Origin of the sequence: Microbacterium sp. NPDC028030, assembly GCF_040637855.1 — a bacterium.
Lineage (GTDB): Bacteria > Actinomycetota > Actinomycetes > Actinomycetales > Microbacteriaceae > Microbacterium.
This window is the reverse complement of the sequence record NZ_JBEZXF010000005.1, coordinates 80,517-99,940: the sequence shown is the minus strand read 5'-3', so window position 1 is coordinate 99,940 and position 19,424 is coordinate 80,517. Positions and strand designations below refer to the sequence as shown.

At 70.0% G+C, this 19,424-nt stretch carries 18 protein-coding genes; 16 read left to right on the top strand and 2 right to left on the bottom strand.

The annotated features are described in order from the left end of the window. Positions 1-26 precede the first annotated feature (26 nt). The 8 genes from AB0E56_RS19240 (at position 27) to AB0E56_RS19205 (ending at position 8,377) form a co-directional block, all read left to right on the top strand. Positions 27-1,136, top strand: a complete 1,110-nt coding sequence (locus AB0E56_RS19240) for a Gfo/Idh/MocA family oxidoreductase (RefSeq protein WP_359801682.1) — start codon at positions 27-29, stop codon at positions 1,134-1,136. Beyond that, on the top strand, positions 1,133-2,659 hold the full coding sequence (locus AB0E56_RS19235; protein ID WP_359801679.1) for a sugar ABC transporter ATP-binding protein: 1,527 nt from the start codon (positions 1,133-1,135) through the stop codon (positions 2,657-2,659). The genes AB0E56_RS19240 and AB0E56_RS19235 overlap by 4 nt, the downstream gene beginning before the upstream one ends. Beyond that, complete coding sequence (locus AB0E56_RS19230) at positions 2,656-3,780, top strand: ABC transporter permease (RefSeq protein WP_359801678.1); 1,125 nt, start codon at positions 2,656-2,658, stop codon at positions 3,778-3,780. The genes AB0E56_RS19235 and AB0E56_RS19230 overlap by 4 nt, the downstream gene beginning before the upstream one ends. Further along, positions 3,777-4,877, top strand: coding sequence for an ABC transporter permease (locus AB0E56_RS19225; protein WP_359801675.1), 1,101 nt, complete (start codon positions 3,777-3,779; stop codon positions 4,875-4,877). Before AB0E56_RS19230 ends, AB0E56_RS19225 begins: the two co-directional genes overlap by 4 nt. A 2-nt stretch (positions 4,878-4,879) precedes the next feature. After that, positions 4,880-6,088 carry a substrate-binding domain-containing protein gene (locus AB0E56_RS19220; protein ID WP_359801674.1) on the top strand — a complete coding sequence of 403 codons (1,209 nt, stop codon included), beginning with the start codon at positions 4,880-4,882 and terminating at the stop codon, positions 6,086-6,088. A 77-nt stretch (positions 6,089-6,165) separates the two neighbouring features. Beyond that, entirely contained in the window at positions 6,166-7,017 is an 852-nt protein-coding gene (locus AB0E56_RS19215; RefSeq protein ID WP_359801673.1) for a sugar phosphate isomerase/epimerase family protein, read from the top strand. Between the two features lie 41 nt (positions 7,018-7,058). Further along, the gene (locus AB0E56_RS19210) at positions 7,059-8,066 is read left to right on the top strand and encodes a sugar phosphate isomerase/epimerase family protein (protein ID WP_359801671.1); all 1,008 of its coding nucleotides are present in this window, start codon (positions 7,059-7,061) and stop codon (positions 8,064-8,066) included. Between the two features lie 20 nt (positions 8,067-8,086). Then, positions 8,087-8,377, top strand: coding sequence for a Dabb family protein (locus AB0E56_RS19205; RefSeq protein WP_359801669.1), 291 nt, complete (start codon positions 8,087-8,089; stop codon positions 8,375-8,377). A 7-nt stretch (positions 8,378-8,384) separates the two neighbouring features. On the opposite strand, the gene AB0E56_RS19200 is transcribed toward AB0E56_RS19205, so the two are convergent. Then, a complete protein-coding gene (locus tag AB0E56_RS19200) occupies positions 8,385-9,353 on the bottom strand; it encodes an NYN domain-containing protein (RefSeq protein WP_359801668.1) in 969 nt (322 codons plus the stop codon). A gap of 2 nt (positions 9,354-9,355) precedes the next feature. Continuing rightward, positions 9,356-10,342 (bottom strand): Gfo/Idh/MocA family oxidoreductase, encoded by a 987-nt coding sequence (locus tag AB0E56_RS19195; protein ID WP_359801666.1) that lies wholly within the window; start codon positions 10,340-10,342, stop codon positions 9,356-9,358. A 106-nt stretch (positions 10,343-10,448) separates the two neighbouring features. Between AB0E56_RS19195 and AB0E56_RS19190 the strand changes: the two genes are divergently transcribed. The 8 genes from AB0E56_RS19190 to AB0E56_RS19155 all read left to right on the top strand — a co-directional run bounded on the left by AB0E56_RS19190 (position 10,449) and on the right by AB0E56_RS19155 (position 19,422). Continuing rightward, positions 10,449-11,870, top strand: a complete 1,422-nt coding sequence (locus AB0E56_RS19190) for an NtaA/DmoA family FMN-dependent monooxygenase (RefSeq protein ID WP_359801664.1) — start codon at positions 10,449-10,451, stop codon at positions 11,868-11,870. 119 nt (positions 11,871-11,989) lie between these two features. Beyond that, positions 11,990-13,624 carry a TIGR04028 family ABC transporter substrate-binding protein gene (locus tag AB0E56_RS19185; RefSeq protein ID WP_359801663.1) on the top strand — a complete coding sequence of 545 codons (1,635 nt, stop codon included), beginning with the start codon at positions 11,990-11,992 and terminating at the stop codon, positions 13,622-13,624. 16 nt (positions 13,625-13,640) lie between these two features. Then, on the top strand, positions 13,641-14,618 hold the full coding sequence (locus tag AB0E56_RS19180) for an ABC transporter permease (protein WP_359801661.1): 978 nt from the start codon (positions 13,641-13,643) through the stop codon (positions 14,616-14,618). Then, positions 14,615-15,511 (top strand): ABC transporter permease, encoded by an 897-nt coding sequence (locus AB0E56_RS19175; RefSeq protein ID WP_359801659.1) that lies wholly within the window; start codon positions 14,615-14,617, stop codon positions 15,509-15,511. The genes AB0E56_RS19180 and AB0E56_RS19175 overlap by 4 nt, the downstream gene beginning before the upstream one ends. After that, positions 15,508-17,145: an ABC transporter ATP-binding protein gene (locus AB0E56_RS19170; protein ID WP_359801657.1), complete on the top strand. Its 1,638-nt coding sequence runs from the start codon at positions 15,508-15,510 to the stop codon at positions 17,143-17,145. Before AB0E56_RS19175 ends, AB0E56_RS19170 begins: the two co-directional genes overlap by 4 nt. Further along, a complete protein-coding gene (locus AB0E56_RS19165; RefSeq protein WP_359801655.1) occupies positions 17,142-18,191 on the top strand; it encodes a putative FMN-dependent luciferase-like monooxygenase in 1,050 nt (349 codons plus the stop codon). The genes AB0E56_RS19170 and AB0E56_RS19165 overlap by 4 nt, the downstream gene beginning before the upstream one ends. Next, the gene (locus AB0E56_RS19160; RefSeq protein ID WP_359801654.1) at positions 18,188-18,817 is read left to right on the top strand and encodes a CMD domain protein; all 630 of its coding nucleotides are present in this window, start codon (positions 18,188-18,190) and stop codon (positions 18,815-18,817) included. The genes AB0E56_RS19165 and AB0E56_RS19160 overlap by 4 nt, the downstream gene beginning before the upstream one ends. Then, on the top strand, positions 18,814-19,422 hold the full coding sequence (locus AB0E56_RS19155) for an alkylhydroperoxidase domain protein (protein WP_359801652.1): 609 nt from the start codon (positions 18,814-18,816) through the stop codon (positions 19,420-19,422). Before AB0E56_RS19160 ends, AB0E56_RS19155 begins: the two co-directional genes overlap by 4 nt. The last annotated feature ends 2 nt before the right edge of the window (positions 19,423-19,424 follow it).

The window sequence follows — 19,424 nt, the reverse complement described above, 5'->3', positions numbered from 1 at the left end:
GAAAGGTCTGTGTCAGAATCGGCGGCATGACAACGGATGTCACTGACACCGGTCTCGGGACGATCCGAGCCGGCATCCTCGGCGGAGGATTCATGGCGCGCGTGCATCGCACCGCGGCCCGCGACGCCGGAGGCGAGCTGCGTGCGGTGGCCACCCGTTCCGCATCGGGGAGTCGCGAGGCCGCCGAAGCGCTCGGCGCCGACCGGGCGGAGACCGACGCGGCCGCACTGCTCGAGGCGGCCGACATCGACGTCGTGCACATCTGCACGCCGAACACCACGCACGCGGACCTCGCCCTGCGCGCGCTCTCGGCGGGCAAGCATGTGATCTGCGAGAAGCCGCTCGCGACGACGGCCGACGACGCCAGGACCCTCGCGGAGGCGGCCGCGGCCCGGGGGCGTGTCGCAGCGGTGCCGTTCATCTACCGCTACCACCCGATGGTGCGCGAGGCCCGCGCACGCATCACCCGCGGCGAGATCGGCGAGCTCCTCACTCTCGACTGCGCGTACCTGCAGGACTGGATGCTCCTCGACAGCGACGACGATTGGCGGGTACGGTCGGACGCGGCCGGCGCCTCACGGGCGTTCGCCGACATCGGGTCCCACCTGTGCGATCTCATCGAGTTCGTGATCGGCGAGCGGATCCGAGCGCTGAGCGCGCGCACCCGCCGGGTCTACTCCGAGCGTTCCGGACGTGCCGTTGACACGGAGGACATCGTCGCCGTGCTGGTGGAGACCGTGTCGGGCGCTCTGGGCACGCTGCTCATCTCTCAGATGGCCGCTGGACGCAAGAACGCGCTCACGCTCGAGCTGCACGGCTCGCGGCAGAGTCTGCGCTTCGAGCAGGAGCGACCGGAGGAGCTCTGGATCGGCATGCGCGAGGAGTCCCGGCTGCTGCTGCGCGACCCCGCGACCGCCGATCCCGACTCCGCCCGACTCCAGCGGGTGCCCGCCGGACATGCGATGGGCTATCAGGACGCCTTCAACGGGTTCGTCAGCGACGTGTATGCGGCCATCTCGGGGGCGCACCCCGACGGCCTGCCGACCTTCGCAGACGGCTACCGTTCCGCAGTGTTGACGGAGGCCGTGCTCGCTTCGGCGGCGGACGGCGGACGATGGGTGGAGGTGGCGTCATGACGGCGACCACGACGCAGCAGCCGGTGCTCGCCGTCGACGGCATCCGCAAGTCGTTCTTCGGTGTCGAGGTGCTCCACGGCGTCGACTTCGACGTGCGCCCCGGCGAGGTGCACGGCCTGGTCGGGGAGAACGGCGCGGGCAAGTCGACCCTCATGAAGATCATCGCCGGTGTGCAGCCAGCGGACGAGGGAGTGATCTCGTACCGCGGAGAAGAGGTGCACCACGCGCACCCGCGGCAGGCGATGGACGCCGGCATCGTCACGGTCTTCCAGGAGTTCACCCTCCTGCCGGAGCGCACGGTCGCCCAGAACGTCTACCTCGGCCGCGAGCCGCGCCGCCGCGGCTTCGTCGACCAGCGCGGCATGAACACCAGGACGGCGGAACTGCTGGACGACCTCGGCGTCTCGTTCATCGAGCCGCAGGCGCGTGTGGGTTCGCTCACGGTCGCTGAGCAGCAGATCGTCGAGATCGTCAAGGCGCTCTCGTTCGACGCGCGGGTCATCTCGATGGACGAGCCGACCGCCGCGCTCAGCGACCGCGAGGTCGAGCTGCTGTACGCGATCATCCGTCGGCTGACGTCTCGAGGCGTGGCCGTGATCTACGTGTCGCACCGGCTGAAGGAGATCTTCGACCTCTGCGACCGCATCACGATCCTCAAGGACGGCGCGCTCGTGTCGACCGATGACACCACGGCCCTCACCACGGACGAGCTGGTGCGGCGCATGGTCGGCCGATCGATCCAGTCGTACTTCCCCGACGCGCTCGAGGGGACGACGGTCGGAGCACCGCGCCTGGAGCTCGAAGGCTGCGGCAACGCCTACGTGGACGGGGTGTCGCTCGCGCTGCGCGCCGGGGAGATCGTCGGCATCGCGGGGTTGCAGGGCTCCGGTCGCACCGAACTGGTCGAGGGGATCTTCGGCGTCCAGGCGTTCACCCGCGGGACGATGCGGATCGACGGGGCACCCGCACGCATCGCGAGCGCCCGTGCGGCCGTGCGGGCCGGACTCGCCCTGGTCTCCGAGGACCGGAAGGGCCAGGGGCTCGCACTCGGACAGTCCGTGATGGACAACGCGCTCCTGGTCGTCCGCAGCGTGTTCGCGCGGCGGACGGCCGCTTCGCGTCGCGAGGTGCCGGGGGTCCTGAGCTCCCTCGAGGTCAGCTCCCGCGGTGTCGACCAGGAGGTGCGGTTCCTCTCCGGCGGCAACCAGCAGAAGGTCGTGCTCGCCAAATGGCTGCTCACCCAGCCGCAGATCGTGCTCTTCGACGAGCCGACGCGCGGCATCGACGTCGGTGCGAAGTATGCGGTCTACGAGCTCATGCGTGAGCTGGCGGCGCAGGGTAAGGCCGTGCTGATGGTGTCGAGCGAGCTGCCGGAGATCATCGGCATGAGCGACCGCATCCTCGTGATGCACGACGGGGAACTCGTCGCCGAGCTCCCCGCGGGGTCGGCCGAGCACGAGATCCTGGGCGCAGCGACGGGCGCCGCCGATACCGGCACGGCAGCGGACGGGGGTGCACGATGAAGCGGCTGAAGATCGACTCGACGGTCATCGTGCTCGGCATCCTCCTCCTCGTGATCATCGTCGGGGCGATCCTGGTCGCGACGGTGGGTCGCAACTTCCTGAGTCCAGGCAACATCCGCGACATCCTCACCGGCATGAGCGTGCTCGGACTCGTGGCGATCGGGCAGACGCTCGTGGTCCTCGGCGCATCGCTCGATCTCTCGGTGACCTACGTGATCAGTCTGTCGAGCCTGCTCGCCGCGACGATCATGAACGGCAACGCGGGCAACATCCCGGTGGCCGTCGTCGTCACACTCCTCGTCTGCGCCGGAGTCGGGCTGCTGAACGGCCTCATCGTCACGGTGCTCAAGGTGAACGGCTTCATCGCCACTCTGGGCGTCGGACTCATCCTGCAGGGGATCCTCAACACGAACTTCGAGGGATCGGCGGGCGACGTCCCCTGGGCGTTCCAGCTCATCGGGGCCACCGGCGTCGGCCCGGTCCCCGTGTCGACGCTCATCATGATCGGGCTCGCCGTCGTCGTCTGGCTCCTGCTGAACCGCACCCGCACCGGCGCTCACCTGTACGCGGTGGGCGGCGACCCCGAGATCGCCAGGCTGTCGGGCGTCCGCACGCGCATGCCGCTGATCTGGGCGCACGTGCTGTGCTCGGTGTTCGCGGGGCTCGCCGGACTCCTCCTCGCCAGCCGGCTCGGGGTCGGCAGCCCGACCGTCGGACAGCAGGGCGGCTACGCGCTGCTCTCGATCGCGGCGGTCGTGCTCGGCGGCACGCTCCTGCTGGGTGGCCGCGGCTCCATCTGGGGCACGATCGGAGGCGTCGCGATCCTCGCCGTCGTCGACAACGTGATGAGCGTCATGCAGGTCAACCCGTTCCTCAAGGACGTGGTCCGAGGCGTGGTGATCGTGGCGGCCGTCGCCGTGTACAGCCGTCGCTCGATCGCCCGGCGCCGACCGCGCTTCGGTGCCGGCGGCACGCGCACGGGAGGTGACGATGCCGCGAAGGCCGCCGATGCCGACATGGCCGACGCGGCGTCGCAACTCGCGGACCCCCGAGCCAGCGTCGGCGCGGTCGACGGCGTCGCGCCGGATACCGCTCCCGCGACGGAAGGAGGGCGCTCATGAACGCGCTGCGCACACTCGTGAGTCCCCGCGGGGCGGTCTTCCTGCTCCTGGTGATCCTTCTCGTCGCCGTCACGATCCTCAACCCGAGCTTCGCCGAGCCCGGCCAGTTCATGCGCTTCATCCAGCGGGTGGCGCCCATCGCGATCGTCGCCATCGGGCAGTACTTCGTGATCATCGCCGGCGAGTTCGATCTCTCCCAGGGATCGCTCATCACAGCGCAGGTCATCATCGCCGGCAATCTGGTGGGCCAGGACGACGCCCGCACGATTCCGGTGCTGCTGCTGATGGTCGTGGTCGGCGTCGTCGTCGGCCTCGTGAACGGCGTCATCACGACACTGCTCAAGGTGCCGTCGTTCATCGTCACCCTCGGCATGATGCTCGCCCTCCTCGGCGGCGTCATGTGGTGGACGGGCGGCGCGGCGACGGGAAACCCCGCAGACAGCTTCCGAGAGATCGGGCGAGGGGGCATCCGTGAGGTGCCGCTGCTCGACTTCATCCCCTGGGCGGTCCTGATCCTGATCGCGTGGCTCGCGCTCGGGATCTGGATCACCAAGCGCCCTCTCGGCAAGACCCTCATGGCGGTGGGCGACAACGCGAGCGCCGTCGACTACGCCGGAGCGCGCCGCGCCTGGGTCACCACCCGCGCGTTCGTCATCTCGTCGCTGTCGGCCACGCTGTCGGCCGTGCTTCTTGTCGGCTATGCCGGCGTGCACCCCTCGGTGGGCCGGGGCTATGAGTTCACGGCGATCACCGCGGTGGTCCTCGGCGGTGTCGTGCTCGGCGGCGGCCGGGGCTGGATCGTCGGCGCGGTCGCCGGCGCCTTCGCCCTCGAAGCGGTCTTCATGCTGTTGAACATCGCCGGTGTCCCGTCCACGCTCCGTGATGCGGTGCAGGGCATCATCATCATCGCCGCCGTCGCATACTCGGCCGTCGCCTTCCGGGCACGGCGGAAGCGCGGACCGCAGGTCCCAGAGCTCATCGCCGCAGAGACCGACAGATCCGACAGCACCGACACCGACAGATCCACCATCACCGACAGATCCACCATCACCGACAGATCCACCAGCACCATCCACACAGAAACCAGAGGAGATTGACAATGCGACGATCAATGAAGATCGCCACCGCGGGGGTGGCTCTCTTCGGCCTCATCGCGCTCGCCGGGTGCACGACCGACCCGTCCGTCGCGCCGGCCGAGTCCGAGAACCCCGACGAGACGGCGGAGACGACCGAGTGGTTCGACCAGGAGCTCTTCGACAAGCAGGATGAGGAGCGCGGCGTCGACCCGCAGGGACCGGCTGATGAGCCCTACCTGCAGCACATTAACGCCGAGATGGTCGACACCTCGGAGTTCGCGAGCGAGGGCGCGAAGAAGGCCTGCTTCGCGAACGCCTCGATCTCCAACCCGTGGCGTCAGACGGGCTGGATCACGATGAACGAGCAGTTGAAGGCGCTGCAGGAGGCCGGGGCGATCAGCGAGATGGAGACGCGCGACGCGCAGGACTCCGACGACACGCAGATCGCCGACATCGACTACTTCATCTCCGATGGCGACTGCGATGTCTTCCTCATCTCGCCCAACAGCACGGCGGCCATGACCCCGGCCGTCGACAGGGCGTGCGAGACCGGCAAGCCCGTCATCGTGTTCGACCGCGGCGTCAACACCGACTGCCCCGTCACGTTCATCCACCCGATCGGCGGATTCGCCTGGGGCATCGACACCGCCGAGTTCCTGATCGACAACCTCGAAGAGGGCGACAAGGTCGTGGCGCTGCGCATCCTCCCGGGTGTGGACGTGCTCGAGCACCGCTGGGCCGGGGCGAAGAAGCTGTTCGACGAGGCCGGCATCGACGCCGTGGATCACTTCACGGGCGCTGACCCTGCCGAGATCAAGAGCATCATCAGCGACGAGCTCGCCAAGGGCGACGTCGACGGCATCTGGATGGACGCGGGCGACGGCGCGGTGGCGGCCATCGAGGCGTTCGAGGACGCGGGGGCGGACTACCCGGTGATGACCGGTGAGGATGAGATGAGCTTCCTCCGCAAGTGGAAGGACACCGGGCTGACGGGACTCGCACCCGTGTACTCGAACTTCCAGTGGCGCACCCCGCTTCTGGCGGCACAGATGATCTTCGCGGGCACCGAGGTGCCCAAGGAGTGGGTGCTGCCGCAGAAGCCGATCACCGAACCGGAGCTCGACGACTACCTCGCCGCGAATGAGGGCATGCCGGACGGCCACTACGCGAAGTTCGGCGGGGAGAACCTCCCCGGCTACCCGACCGTGTGGCAGGAACGGCAGATCCCGTAACCCCCGATGCTCCCGCCCTTCCGTTCCGCACGCGCGGAGTGGGAGGGTGGGAGCGTCTTCACGATCAAAGGACGATGATGCCCCGCACGATCGCCGTCAACACCTGGGTGTGGACGTCTCCGCTCACGGACGCGACGCTCGAGCCGCTCGCCCGCAAGGCCAAGGACCTCGGTTACGACGCCCTCGAGCTGCCGCTGGAGAGCATCGGCGACTGGGACCCCGTGCGTGCCCGTGACGTGCTCGACCGGCTGGGCCTCGGAGCGATCGTCGTCGGCGCCATGGGGCCCGGGCGCTCGCTGATCGGACGCGTGGGCGATGTCACGGCGACGCAAGAGTATCTGCGTGCCTGTCTCCGCGCGGCCGAGGTGCTGGGCGCCGGCACGGTCGCCGGGCCCTTCTACAGCCCCACCGGCGTCGCCTGGCGGATGGAACCCGATGAACGGACCGCCGTCGTCGCAGAGCTGCGCGAGAACCTGGCAGCGCTCGCCGATGACGCGGCGGCGGTGGGGGTGACGCTGGCCGTTGAGCCCCTGAACCGCTACGAGACGAGTGTGCTCAACACGGTGGCGCAGAGCCTCGACGCGCTCGAGCCGCTGCTGGGCGCCGGCCTCGGGCTGGCGCTCGACACCTACCACCTCAACATCGAGGAGAAGAGGCCCGCCGATGCGATCCGCGCCGCGGGGGCGGCGATCGCGCACGTGCAGGTGTGCGGCAGCGACCGCGGAGCCGTCGGCGACGATCACACCGACTGGCCCGAGATCGTCCGAGCGTTGGACGACGCCGGCTATCACGGTCCGCTCGGCCTGGAGAGCTTCACGGGGGAGAACGCGACGATCGCGGTCGCGGCGTCGGTCTGGCGCCCGCTGGCGGCGAGCCAGGACGAGCTCGCGGCCCGGAGCATCGCAGCCCTCCGAGCCCTCGGGGCCTGACCACCGCACCACCCGCGCGAGTCCGATACGAAGGAGTATCCATGAGCACCCATCCGGTCACCCTGTTCACCGGCCAGTGGGCCGACCTGCCCTTCGAAGAGGTCGCCCGGCTCGCGGCCGAGTGGGGATATGACGGGCTCGAGGTGGCGGCCTCGGGCGATCACCTCGACCTGCGGCGCGCCGACGAGGACGACGCCTACGTCGCGTCGCGCAAGGAGATCCTCGACCGGCACGGGTTGCGGATCTTCGCGATCTCGAACCACCTCGCCGGTCAGGCCGTGTGCGATGCGCCGATCGACTTCCGTCATCAGGGGATCCTCCGGGAGTACGTGTGGGGCGACGGAGAGGCGGAGGGTGTGCGGCAGCGGGCGGCGGAGGACATGCAGCGCGCCGCGCGGGTGGCCCGCAAGCTCGACGTCGACACGGTCGTCGGGTTCACCGGCTCGTCGATCTGGCCCTACCTGGCGATGTTCCCGCCGGTGCCCGCCGCCGTGATCGAGGCCGGGTTCCAGGACTTCGCCGACCGCTGGAACCTGATCCTCGATGTCTTCGACGCCGAAGGTGTGCGGTTCGCGCACGAGGTGCATCCGGGCGAGATCGCGTACGACTACTGGTCGAGCGTGCGTGCCCTCGAGGCGATCGACCACCGTGAGGCGTTCGGGTTCAACTGGGACCCTTCGCACATGATGTGGCAGAACATCGACCCCGTCGGCTTCATCGTCGACTTCGCGGATCGGATCTACCACGTCGACTGCAAGGACACCCGGATGCGGCCGAAGAACGGACGGTCCGGTGTGCTCGGCTCGCATCTGCCGTGGGGCGACCCTCGGCGCGGCTGGGACTTCGTCTCGACGGGCCACGGGGACGTGCCCTGGGAGGATGCGTTCCGCGCCCTCGATGCGATCGGGTACGACGGCCCGATCTCGATCGAGTGGGAGGACGCGGGGATGGACCGGCTGCACGGCGCCCCGGAAGCGCTGGAGTACGTGCGCGCGCTGTTGTGGCCCAAGCCCGGCGCCTCTTTCGACGCCGCGTTCAGCAACCAATGACCACCGGACCAGGAGGCCGCATGATCCAGCACACCGTCGTCTTCCGCCTGCGCCACCCTGCGGGGTCCGCAGAGGAAGCGGAGTTCCTGGCGACCGGGCACGCGGTCCTCACCGCGATCCCCGGGGTCGAGGAGTTCACGATCCGGCGCCAGGTGAGCGCGAAGAGCGACCTGACCCACCAGTTCTCCATGCGCTTCGCGGACCAGGCGACCTACGATGCGTACGACGCGCACCCCGCGCATAGGGCGTTCGTCTCCGAGCGGTGGGCGCCCGAGGTCGTGGCGTTCCAGGAGTACGACTTCGAGGAATGACCCCCGGTCAGGCTGCGGGTTCGCGGAGGCGGATCAACCGCTCGTGCCCCGTCTCCTCGAGCTCGGCGATGTCGTCACGCGACTTGAGGAAGTCGGAGAAGGAGCGATAGCCGAGTGCCTTCTCGCTGAACGACGGGTCCATGCGGCGCATGTGCGTCTTCACGGCCGAGCTGTGCAGCCACTCGTCGGCATCGGCCTTGTCGTGGCCGAGACGCAGTGCACGCTCCAGCAGCTGCGTCGCGACCTCCTGGTCGTCGACCTTGTCCTCGACCCTGGGCTCCTCGGCCTTCGCGGCAGACTTGGCCTTCGCGCGCTTCGGGGCGGTCTTCGGCTTCGTTGCGGCCTCGGCGATCGGGGCTGCGGGTTCGGCCGGGGGTGCGGCGACGGGGGCGGCGACCACCTTGGTCGGACGGACCACCCCTGGCAGGGAGTCGTAGGACTCGAACTCGTCGCACGCGGCGGCGAGGGACTTGGCCGTCGAGCCGGACACGCCGACGCCGATCACGTACCGGCCGAGCCGCTTGCACCGCTGGGCGAGGGGCACGTAGTCGCTGTCACCCGCCACGATCACGACGTGGGTGAGATCGGGAAGGCGGAACATGTCTTCCACCGCGTCGACCGCGAGGCGGATGTCGGCGCCGTTCTTCGCGTACGCGGCGGCGGGGAAGAGCTGGACGAGGTCCACCGCGCGCGCGACGAGCTGCGAACGGTATTCGGCGTTCACGGGGGACGACCAGTCGGCGTACGCGCGCGTCAGCACGAGGGTGCCGAAGGAGGCGGCGTAGTCGATGATCGCGCCGACCTCGATCATCGCGCGACTCAACCGGTCGGTGACCTCGGGGTCGTTCGGGTTCTCGGTGATCCGCTGACGGTCTTTGCCGTAGGCGTTGCGACCGTGCACGCGGTCGTACCAGGAGATGACGATGTTGTCGAAGTCGAGGTAGACGGCCACGCGGGCGTCGGTGGTCTCCGCCATGATCAGACCTCCTCGCGGGGATAGCGGACGCCGATCTGCGCCCTGATCTCGTCGAGCGTGCCCATGATCGCCACGCTCTCGGCGATGGGCAGGATGTCGCCCTCGAGGATGCCGTCGCGGACCAGACGCTCCGCCGCGAGCGCCTGATACTGCATCCCCCGGCCCTCGACCTGCGATACGTACTCCTCCTGCACGGTGCCGTCGGGGAGCACCACACGGAACGTGGTCGGGGTGTACCAGACGCGGTCGATGTCGATGCGTGCCTCGGTGCCGACGATGGCGGCGGCGTTGGGGCCGGACGCCCGTGACGACGAGAGGCTCGTCGAGATCGCGCCGCCCTCGTGGACCATGACCGTGGCGACCTCGGAGTCGGCGCCGGTCTCGATGAGTCGGCCGACGGCGCGGATCTCGGTCGGGGCGCCGAGGATGTCCCAGATGAACGAGAGCGGGTAGATGCCGAGGTCGAGCAGCGCGCCGCCTCCCAGTTCCAGGGCGTTGAGCCGGTGCGTCGGGTCGGTGGGGAGCAGCTGGGTGTGATCGGCGCTGACCGCTCGGATCTCGCCGAGGGCACCGGAGGCGATGAGCTCACGGATGCGCGCCATGTGCGGGAGGTACCGCGTCCACATCGCCTCCATGACGAGGAGACCGCGCTCCGCGGCGAGCGCCTGGAGGTCGGCCGCCTCTGCACGGTTCAGTGTGAAGGCCTTCTCGACGAGCACATGCTTGCCGTGCTCGAGTGCGAGCCGGGCGTTCTCGTGATGCATCGGATGCGGGGTGGAGACATAGATGATGTCGACCTCGGGATCGGACACCAGCGCTTCGTACGAGGGGTGCGCGTGCCCGATGTCGAAGCGCGCGGCGAAGGCGTCGGCCGACTCCTGGGAGCGTGACCCGACGGCGACGAGGTCGAGCCCCGCCGTGCGCAGATCGGACGCGAACGCACCGGCGATACCGCCGGTCGCAAGGATTCCCCACCGAAGACCAGTCATGTTCTCAGCGTAGAGGGTGGGCTGGGTGTGTCGGTCTGTTACATCCCGTGACGCCCGGCTTCGGCGGCATGGCAGCGCCCTCGCGCGCGCTCCTACCGTGTCGGGCATGACCGATCCCCTCATCATCGGCGCGATGGTGCGCACCCTCGGCGCGTATCCCTCCGGCTGGCGTCACCCCGGTGCGCATCGCGACCCTGCCGCGGACGCCGACATCCTCCGGCACATCGCGCAGGAGGGGGAGGACGCGGGGCTCGACTACCTCTTCTTCGGCGACTGGCTGGCGACGGGCCCCGACCTGGAGTTCCGCGATCCGTACCTCCTCGCCCGGATCGACCCGGTCAGTGCCGTGCTCTTCCTCGCGGGAGTCACCTCGCGGATCGGCCTGATCGCGACCGTGAACACGACCTACGCCGATCCCTACACGACGGCTCGCTCGCTGGCCTCGCTCGACGTGCTCACTCGCGGGCGCGCAGGGGTCAACCTCGTCACGGGAGCCGAGCCGCGCGCCGCGGGCAACCACGGCAGGGACGCGCATGCCGACAACGAGTCGCGCTACGGCCGCGCCGAGGAGTTCGTGGAGGCGCTGCGACGGCTGTGGGACTCGTGGGCCGAGGACGCCTGGGTCGCCGATGCCGAGCGAGGGGTGCTGATCGATCCGGAAGGACTCCGCTCCGCCGACCTTCGCGGAGAGCACCTGCGGGTGTCCGGCCCCCTCAATGTCGCCCGACCGCCGCAGGGCCGCATCCCGATCGTGCACGCGGGGACATCGCCGCGGTCGCGCGCGCTCGCGGCGACCGCGGCCGACCTGGCACTCATCGCCGCGCCGACCATCGCCGAGGCGATCGCGACGCGTCGGACGTTGCGTGACATCGCCGCGGAGGCCGGCCGGTCACCCGATGCGCTCAAGGTGATCGCACCGGTCCTGCCCGTTGTCGCCGACACGGATGCCGCCGCACATCGCATCGTGGAGCGTCTTCTGGCGCTCGTCCCGCTCGCGGAGGGCCACCACAGCGCACGGACGGCCTTCCCTCAGAACCGCACGGTGGACGCGCTCGCCGACGCCCTCGAGGTGCCGGCCGACGACGAGTTGCGCACCGCGGCGTTCGACCAGCCGGTGACGCGTGCGGAGGAGGCGCGGCTGGGGGAGCGCGGCGCCGCGCTGATCGAGCGTGTCGCCCGCATCGCGGGACTGCGCATGGCCGAGGGAGGAACCGCGGGTGCAGGCTCTGCCGGCGCGGCGCTCACGTGGCGACATCTCGTGGCGGCGCACGCCGTGCCCGCCGCGTTCGTGGTCGGCGACGCCGGCACGATCGCCGACCACTTCGAGCGCTGGCGCGACCACGAGGCCGCCGACGGCTTCAACGTGCTCTCAGCGTTCCAGCCTTCGCAGTTCGAGGCGTTCACGCGCACGGCCGCTCCGGAGCTGCGCCGTCGCGGACTCCTGCGCGACGAGGGGGATGCGGGAGGGAAGCCGTCCGCGACCACCCTCCGCGACCGGCTGCGCGTGTCCTCCTATGTCGACGCGTGACGAGAGGTTTCATCTCGCGACCCGCGGTGTCGTCGGCCTCGCGCCGTCGCCTCCCCGCTTCCTACCGTGATCATCATCCCGTCCACCCGAACCACCGCATCCCTCCGAGGAGTCCTCGCATGAACCGCCGTCTCACCCGCGCCGCCGCACTCGCGCTCCCGCTCGTCCTCGCCGGGGGCCTCGCTGCGTGCGCCTCATCGCCCGCCCCGGCGAACGCCCCCGCGGAAGGAGGGGACCCCGTCACGGGCGGCACCCTCACCTACCTCGAGCACCAGGCCTACACGAACCTGTATCCGCCGCAGGCAGGGTTCTACCCGAACGGCGGCATCGTGAACAACATCGCAGCTCGCCTGACGTGGCAGAACCCAGAGACGCTCGAGATCGAGCCGTGGGTCGCGTCGGACTGGACGGTCAACGACGATGCGACCGAATACACGTTCGACCTGAACCCCGACATCACCTTCTCGGACGGCACACCGTTGGACGCGGCAGCGGTGGCGAAGAACTTCGACACCTACGGCCTGGGCGACGCCGACCGCGGACTCACGGTCTCCGAGGCGATCAACAACTACGCCGGCAGCGAGGTCGTCGACGACGACACGGTGACGTTCCACTTCAGCGCACCCTCACCCGGATTCCTGCAGGCGACCTCGACGATCAACTCCGGCCTGCTGTCGCCGGAGACTCTCGACGGCACCATCGAGGACTTCGGCGCGGGCAACGCGGCCGAGATCATCGGGTCGGGTCCGTTCACCGTGACCGGCGAGAAGCTCGGCACGGAGTACACGCTCACCGCGCGCGACGACTACGACTGGGGTCCCGGAACGGTCGACAACGACGGCCGCCCGTACCTCGACGCGGTGCACGTCCTGATCACCCCGGAGGACTCCGTGCGCATCGGCTCGCTGCTCGCGGGCCAGGCGGACTACGCGCGCTACGTACAGGCGTTCGACGAGGATCGTGTCGAAGGCGCCGGCTTCACCCTCTACGCGCCGCAGACCCGCGGGGTGAACAACTCGATCGCCCTGCGCCCCGAGAACCCGCTGCTCTCCGACATCCGGGTGCGCCAGGCGATCATCGCCGCCGTGAACGCCCAGGAGGTCGTCGACACTCTCTTCACCGAGAACTATCCGGTGGCGACCTCGGTGCTGTCGTCGCAGGCCGTCGGGTACAAGGACGAGTCGGAGCACTACGTCTACGACCCGGACAAGGCCGAGGAACTGCTCGACGAGGCCGGGTGGGAGAAGGGAACCGACGGCATCCGTGAGAAGGACGGCGAACGGCTCGCCATCACGGTGTACGAGGCCAAGCCGCAGCCGCTGTCGAAGCAGACGCTCGAACTGGTCGCGCAGCAGTTGGCGAAGGTCGGGGTCGAGCTCACCGTCAAGCCGGGCGATGCGGGCAGCGCCGCCGAAGACACCCGCGATCCGCTGAAGACCGGCTTCTACCACTCGATGGTCGGCAGGGCGGACCTCGATGTGATCAAGAGCCAGTACTTCACGAAGAACCGCGACGTGCTGATCTCTAAGGACGCGAAGCTCGACGAACTGCTCCTCGCGGTGGCCTCCGAGCCCGATGCCGACAAGCGGATCGCGGCATCCCAGGCGGTGCAGGACTACATCGCCGAGCAGGCGTACGTGATCCCGCTGTTCGAGGAGCCGCAGGTGTACGGCACGGCGACCTACGTGCACGGTGTGGCCTTCGAGTCGGTGGGGCGCCCCACGTTCTCCGGCGTCTGGCTCGCCGAGCACTGATCGGCATGGTGCACCGATGAGCTTCGTCCTCCGACGAGCCGGGCAGGCCGCGATCGTGCTGATCGCGGCCTTCACGGCCACCTTCTTCCTGCTGCAGCTGCTGCCGGGCGACGCGATCCTGATCAAGTTCTCGGACCCCAGCCTCGGGTTGTCTCCGGATCAGCTCGACAGCATCCGCGCGACCTACGGGGCCGACCTGCCCTGGTGGGAGCAGTACCTGCACGCGGGTCTCGGATTCCTCGCCGGAGACTTCGGGTTCTCGACGCAGTTCGGCACGCCGGTGCTGACCATGCTCGCCGAAGCCCTGCCGTCGACGCTGCTGCTGGCATCGCTCGGACTCCTTGTCGCGCTGCTGCTCGCGGTCCTGATCGCCGGGCTCTCCTCGCTCGCCCCGTTCGCGTGGCTGCGCGACGGCCTGCGTCAGGTGCCAGGTCTCTTCGTCGCGGTCCCGGTCTTCTGGCTCGGCATCCTCCTGATCCAGGTCTTCTCGTTCGGGCTCGGCTGGGTGCCGATCGTCGGAGCCGACCCGGTGAGCGGACTCGTGCTCCCCGTGCTCACGCTCGCGGTGCCGATCTCCGCCCCGCTGGCACAGGTGCTGGTCCGCGCGATCGATCGGGTGCAGGCGCAGCCCTTCGTCACGGTGGTCCGCGCCAAGGGCGCCCCGCCGCTGTGGGTGCTGACCCGGTCGGTCGCCCGCAACGCCGCCGTGCCCACCCTCACGATCGCGGGGGTGCTGTTCGGCGAACTGGTCGGCGGGGCTGTCGTGACCGAGACCGTGTTCGGACGGACGGGCATCGGCCGCCTCACGGAGCAGGCCGTGGCGAACCAGGACATCCCCGTGCTGCAGGGCGTCGTGCTTCTGTCTGCGCTCGGGTTCGTGGTCATCAGCTTCGCGGTCGACCTCGTGACCCCTCTCATCGACCCTCGCCAGCGCAGCGTCGCTCGCACCCCTGCCGTCGGCGGGCGGCTCGCACCTCAGGAGGTGTCCGCATGACCACATCCGTGATCGCCGAGACGGCCATCGTGTCCGACGGCGCGCCGCCCGCGACCGCCGCCGACAGCGTGCCGTCGCCCCGCCGGCGTCGTCGCCTGCGCGGTCGGTCCTGGGGACTCTATCTGGCGTTCGTCGTCGTCGGTGTCGCGGTGCTGTGGGCGATCATCCCCGGGGTCTTCGCTCCGGGCGACCCGCTCACCGGGGTGCCGGCCGACAAGCTGCTGCCGCCGAGCGCTGCGCACTGGTTCGGTACCGACACCCTCGGTCGCGACCTGTTCGGACGGGTCGTGCACGGCGCCGTGCACTCGCTGTCGGGTGCGCTCATCGCGGTGACCGTCGGGCTGGCACTCGGTACCCTCATCGGCGCGATCGCCGGCGCCGTGGGTGGTGTGGTCGACGAAGTGCTGATGCGCATCGTCGACGTGCTCCTCGCGATCCCGGGGCTGCTGCTGGCGCTCTCGGTGATCATCCTGTTGGGCTTCGGCACCGTGAACGCGGCGATCGCCGTCGGTCTCGGCAGCGTCGCCGCGTTCGCCAGACTCATGCGTGCGGAGGTCTCGCGCGTGCGCCGCACCGAGTACGTCGAGGCGGCTTTCGGCAGCGGTGCCACCTTCGCCGCGGTCCTCCGTCGACACGTGCTGCCGAACTCCCTGACGCCGATCCTGGCGCTCGCTGCGCTGCAGTTCGGCAGTGCGATCCTCGCGATCTCCACCCTCGGCTTCCTCGGCTACGGTGCGCCACCGCCCACCCCGGAATGGGGGCTGCTGATCGCCGACGGCCGCAACTACGTCGGCACCGCGTGGTGGCTCACGGCGCTGCCCGGCCTGGTGGTCGTGGTCGTCGTGCTCAGCGCCAACAGGATCAGCCATCGGATCGGAAGGAGAGAGAAATGAGCAGCACACCTGTCATCTCCGCGACCGACCTGCGGGTCTCCTACGGCAACCGGGACGCGCGTCGCGAAGTCGTGCACGGCGTGTCGTTCGAGATCCACGAGGGCGAGACCCTCGCGCTGGTGGGCGAGTCGGGGTCGGGCAAGTCCACGACCGCCCATGCGCTGCTCGGGCTCCTCCCGGCAGGAGGAAGGGTCGACGGCGGCACGGTGGTGCTGGGCGACCTCGACATCTCGGGGTGGTCCGACCGCGCATTGCGGGGCATCCGCGGGCCGGAGATCGGCCTCGTGCCGCAGGATCCGACCACCTCGCTCGACCCCGTGCGCACGATCGGCACGCAGGTCGAGGAGATCCTCCGCTTGCATGGGCACCGGGACCGTCGGTCGCGGCATGCGCGGGCCATCGAGCTGCTCGACCGCGTCGGCATCGACGATCCCGACCTGCGGGCACGCCAGTATCCGCACGAGCTCTCCGGGGGGATGCGGCAGCGCGTGCTGATCGCCACCGCGATCGCCCTGCGGCCTCGGCTGCTGATCGCGGATGAGCCCACCAGCGCCCTCGACGCCACGGTGCAGCGGAAGGTGCTGGATCTGCTCGACGAGTTGCAGCGCGACGAAGGCACCAGCATCCTGCTCGTGACCCACGACCTCGGGGTCGCCGCCGATCGTGCCGAGCGGCTCGTCGTTCTCAAGGACGGACGGATCGTGGAGGAGGGGCGCAGCGACGCGGTGCTCGCGGCGCCCGCCGACCCGTACACACGGCAGTTGCTCTCGGATGCTCCCGCCTTCGCCACCGGCTTCCGGCGCCCGGATGCGCCGCCGTTCCTCCGGGATGCCGCGGCCGTGGCCGCCGAGAACCCGTTCGCCATCGTCGCCGAGGGCCTCGTGAAGGAGTTCCGCGTGGCGGGGCGCGAGCGCTTCCGTGCGGTGGATGACGTGTCGTTCAAGGTCCGCCGCGGCACCACGCACGCCCTCGTGGGGGAGTCGGGCTCCGGCAAGACCACCACGGCCCGACTCGTCACGCGGTTCCATCAGCCCGACGCCGGCACCATCGAGCTCGACGGCGAGGACGTGACCCAGGCGAAGCGCGACCAGCTGCGGGCGCTGCGCCGGCGCGTGCAGCTCGTCTACCAGAACCCCTTCGCCTCACTGGACCCGCGCCAGCAGATCGTCGACATCGTCGCGGAGCCGCTGCGCAACTTCCGGGTCGGGACGCGTACCGAGCGGCGGGAGCGCGCGCACGCACTGCTCGAGCGGGTCTCGCTGCCGATCGACGTCGCACGTCGCACCCCCGGTGAGCTCTCGGGCGGTCAGCGGCAGCGGGTCGCGATCGCGAGAGCGCTCGCGATCGACCCGGAGGTCGTGGTCCTCGATGAGGCGGTCTCGGCACTGGACGTGACCGTGCAGGCGCGCATCCTCGAGCTGCTCACCTCGCTGCAGGCCGAGCTCGGACTCACCTACCTGTTCATCTCGCACGACCTGGCGGTGGTGCGTCGGATCAGCCACACGGTCTCGGTCATGCGCCGAGGGCGGATCGTCGAGGAGGGTCCGACCGAGGATCTCTTCCACGACCCGCAGCACGACTACACCCGGGAACTGCTCGCCGCGGTTCCCGGTCGAACGGAGACAGCAGTATGACCACCGCATCGACCGCCCCCACCGTGGCCTTCTTCACCCGGCTGCTCGACGACGCGGCGCCGGCTGAACGATACGCGTTCGCCACGGCCCAGATCCAGCAGGCCGAGCGCCACGGCATCGGTCGGGCGTGGGTCGCTCAGCACCATTTCCACGCCGCGGAGGGCGGCCTGCCGTCGCCCTTGGTGTTCCTCGCGCACGTCGCGGCAGTGACCTCGCGGATCCGTCTCGGCACCGGTGTGGTCACCCTTCCGCTGGAAGACCCGGTGCGGGTGGCGGAGGATGCCGTGGTCGCCGATCTGCTCTCCGGGGGGCGCGTTGATCTGGGACTCGGCAGCGGGGGCACGCCCTCGTCGTTCGCGCCGTTCGGGGAGGACGTCCGCGACAAGGGACCGACATACGACCGCAAGCTGCACGTGCTGCTCGACGGGCTCGCCGGTCGTGATGTCGGTGCGGGCAACTCCCTGTATCCGGATGCCGGGGATCTCGCGGACCGGGTCTGGCAGGCGACCTTCTCGGTGCCGGGCGGACACCGGGCGGGCATCCACGGACACGGCCTGCTGCTGTCCCGCACGCAGCCTCGTCGCGCCGACCGCCTGCATGCGCCCCTCTCGGAGCTGCAGGACCCGATCATCGACGCCTACCTCGACGCGCTGCCCACGGGCGTCGAGCCCCGGATCACCGCCTCGCGCACGGTGTTCGTGGCCGACGACCGTGCGGAGGCGCTGCGCTTCGCCGAGGTCGGCCTGCGACGAGCCGCCGAGGGATTCCGCCGTCAGGGGCAGACGATCCCAGGGGACGGCATCGACGACCTGATCGCCGCCCTCGACACGCACCTCGGCACGCCGGAGGAGGTCGCGCAGTCGCTCGCCGCCGACGCGACTCTGGCCAGGGCGACCGAGGTGGCCTTCCAGGTGCACTCGGTGGACGCACCGCACGAGCACGTGCTGCGATCGATCGCCCTCTTCGCCGACGAGGTCGCCCCTGCCCTCGGCTTCGCCCTCAACCCCACCCCTGATCACACCCTCACCCTCAAGGAGAACGCATGACCGACGACATCGTGGACCGGATCGTGGGGGTGACGCCGGAGCTGGATGCGCTGCGCCGTCGCCGCCCGGTCACCAGGGAGCAGCTTCAGGCGAGCTTCGACGCCCTCTTCCTCCCGCTCTCGGTCGCGCACGTCACGCAGGCCGAGCGCGAGCTCGTGGCCGCCTTCGCCACGGGTCTCGCCGGCGCCGACGACCCGACCGCGGAGTTCTACGCCCGCCGCGCGGAGCAGGTCGACCCCGAGCGGGCGGCCGTGGTGCGGGCGGAGGCGACGGATGCCGCGGTCAGCGGTCCCTTCGGCGCCTACACCGAGCTCGGTCTGCAGGCGGAGAACACCGAGGGGGAGCGCTACGTCGTCCCGGACTCCGTGGCGGCCGTCCTCGGGGAGCGTCTCGCCGCGGCGCTCGCGCACACGCACCTGCTGGTCTTCCGCCCGCGCGAGGCCTCGAGCGCCGACCTGGGCCGGCTGCTCGATGCCGGCTGGACGGTCGACGGCATCGTGACCCTGTCGCAGCTGGTGTCCTTCCTCGCCTTCCAGCAGCGCGTCGTCACCGGGCTCCGCGTGCTCGCCGCGGCAGGGCTGACCACCACCGCCACGCCCGAGATCTCCGAGGAGGAAGCGGCATGACCGCCGAGACCACCGTGCTCCGTCACGACGACGCCCCGCACCCGCACGCCTTCACCCGCGGCGAGGTCGGCTGGGTTCCGCACCTCGCACCGCTCGCCGAGGAGGACCTGACCGCACGCCACCTCGACGGCCTGGTCGACGCCGCGCGCGCCAAGAACAACTACTTCCGGCTCCTGGCCCGCGACCCGGAGGTGCTGAAGGCCCGAACTCTCGTCGACAAGGACATCTTCTACAACGCCGCAGAGGGGCTGCCCCGCGCCGACCGCGAGTTGGCCGCGACCGCGGCATCCCGTCGCAACGGCTGCGTGTTCTGCGCGTCGGTGCACTCACGGTTCGCCGCGCACCACAGCAAGCGCACGGACGACGTCGACCTCCTGCTCGACGAGGGGGTGGACGCCGACCTCGGCGAGCGCTGGAACGCCGTCGTCGCGGCATCCGTCGCCCTCACCGACACCCCGAACGCGTTCGGGGAGGACGAGATCGTGCGGCTGCGCGCGGCCGGACTCGACGACCTGGAGATCGCCGACCTCATCCACGGCGCCGCGTTCTTCAACTGGGCGAACAGGCTCATGTTGTCGATCGGGCGTCCGGTGGCTCCAGCCTGATC

Coding starts and splice junctions, on each gene's coding strand:
- AB0E56_RS19240 (WP_359801682.1), top strand. CDS start 27: ATGACAACGGATGTCACTGACACCGGTCTCGGGACGATCCGAGCCGGC.
- AB0E56_RS19235 (WP_359801679.1), top strand. CDS start 1,133: ATGACGGCGACCACGACGCAGCAGCCGGTGCTCGCCGTCGACGGCATC.
- AB0E56_RS19230 (WP_359801678.1), top strand. CDS start 2,656: ATGAAGCGGCTGAAGATCGACTCGACGGTCATCGTGCTCGGCATCCTC.
- AB0E56_RS19225 (WP_359801675.1), top strand. CDS start 3,777: ATGAACGCGCTGCGCACACTCGTGAGTCCCCGCGGGGCGGTCTTCCTG.
- AB0E56_RS19220 (WP_359801674.1), top strand. CDS start 4,880: ATGCGACGATCAATGAAGATCGCCACCGCGGGGGTGGCTCTCTTCGGC.
- AB0E56_RS19215 (WP_359801673.1), top strand. CDS start 6,166: ATGCCCCGCACGATCGCCGTCAACACCTGGGTGTGGACGTCTCCGCTC.
- AB0E56_RS19210 (WP_359801671.1), top strand. CDS start 7,059: ATGAGCACCCATCCGGTCACCCTGTTCACCGGCCAGTGGGCCGACCTG.
- AB0E56_RS19205 (WP_359801669.1), top strand. CDS start 8,087: ATGATCCAGCACACCGTCGTCTTCCGCCTGCGCCACCCTGCGGGGTCC.
- AB0E56_RS19200 (WP_359801668.1), bottom strand. CDS start 9,353: ATGGCGGAGACCACCGACGCCCGCGTGGCCGTCTACCTCGACTTCGAC.
- AB0E56_RS19195 (WP_359801666.1), bottom strand. CDS start 10,342: ATGACTGGTCTTCGGTGGGGAATCCTTGCGACCGGCGGTATCGCCGGT.
- AB0E56_RS19190 (WP_359801664.1), top strand. CDS start 10,449: ATGACCGATCCCCTCATCATCGGCGCGATGGTGCGCACCCTCGGCGCG.
- AB0E56_RS19185 (WP_359801663.1), top strand. CDS start 11,990: ATGAACCGCCGTCTCACCCGCGCCGCCGCACTCGCGCTCCCGCTCGTC.
- AB0E56_RS19180 (WP_359801661.1), top strand. CDS start 13,641: ATGAGCTTCGTCCTCCGACGAGCCGGGCAGGCCGCGATCGTGCTGATC.
- AB0E56_RS19175 (WP_359801659.1), top strand. CDS start 14,615: ATGACCACATCCGTGATCGCCGAGACGGCCATCGTGTCCGACGGCGCG.
- AB0E56_RS19170 (WP_359801657.1), top strand. CDS start 15,508: ATGAGCAGCACACCTGTCATCTCCGCGACCGACCTGCGGGTCTCCTAC.
- AB0E56_RS19165 (WP_359801655.1), top strand. CDS start 17,142: ATGACCACCGCATCGACCGCCCCCACCGTGGCCTTCTTCACCCGGCTG.
- AB0E56_RS19160 (WP_359801654.1), top strand. CDS start 18,188: ATGACCGACGACATCGTGGACCGGATCGTGGGGGTGACGCCGGAGCTG.
- AB0E56_RS19155 (WP_359801652.1), top strand. CDS start 18,814: ATGACCGCCGAGACCACCGTGCTCCGTCACGACGACGCCCCGCACCCG.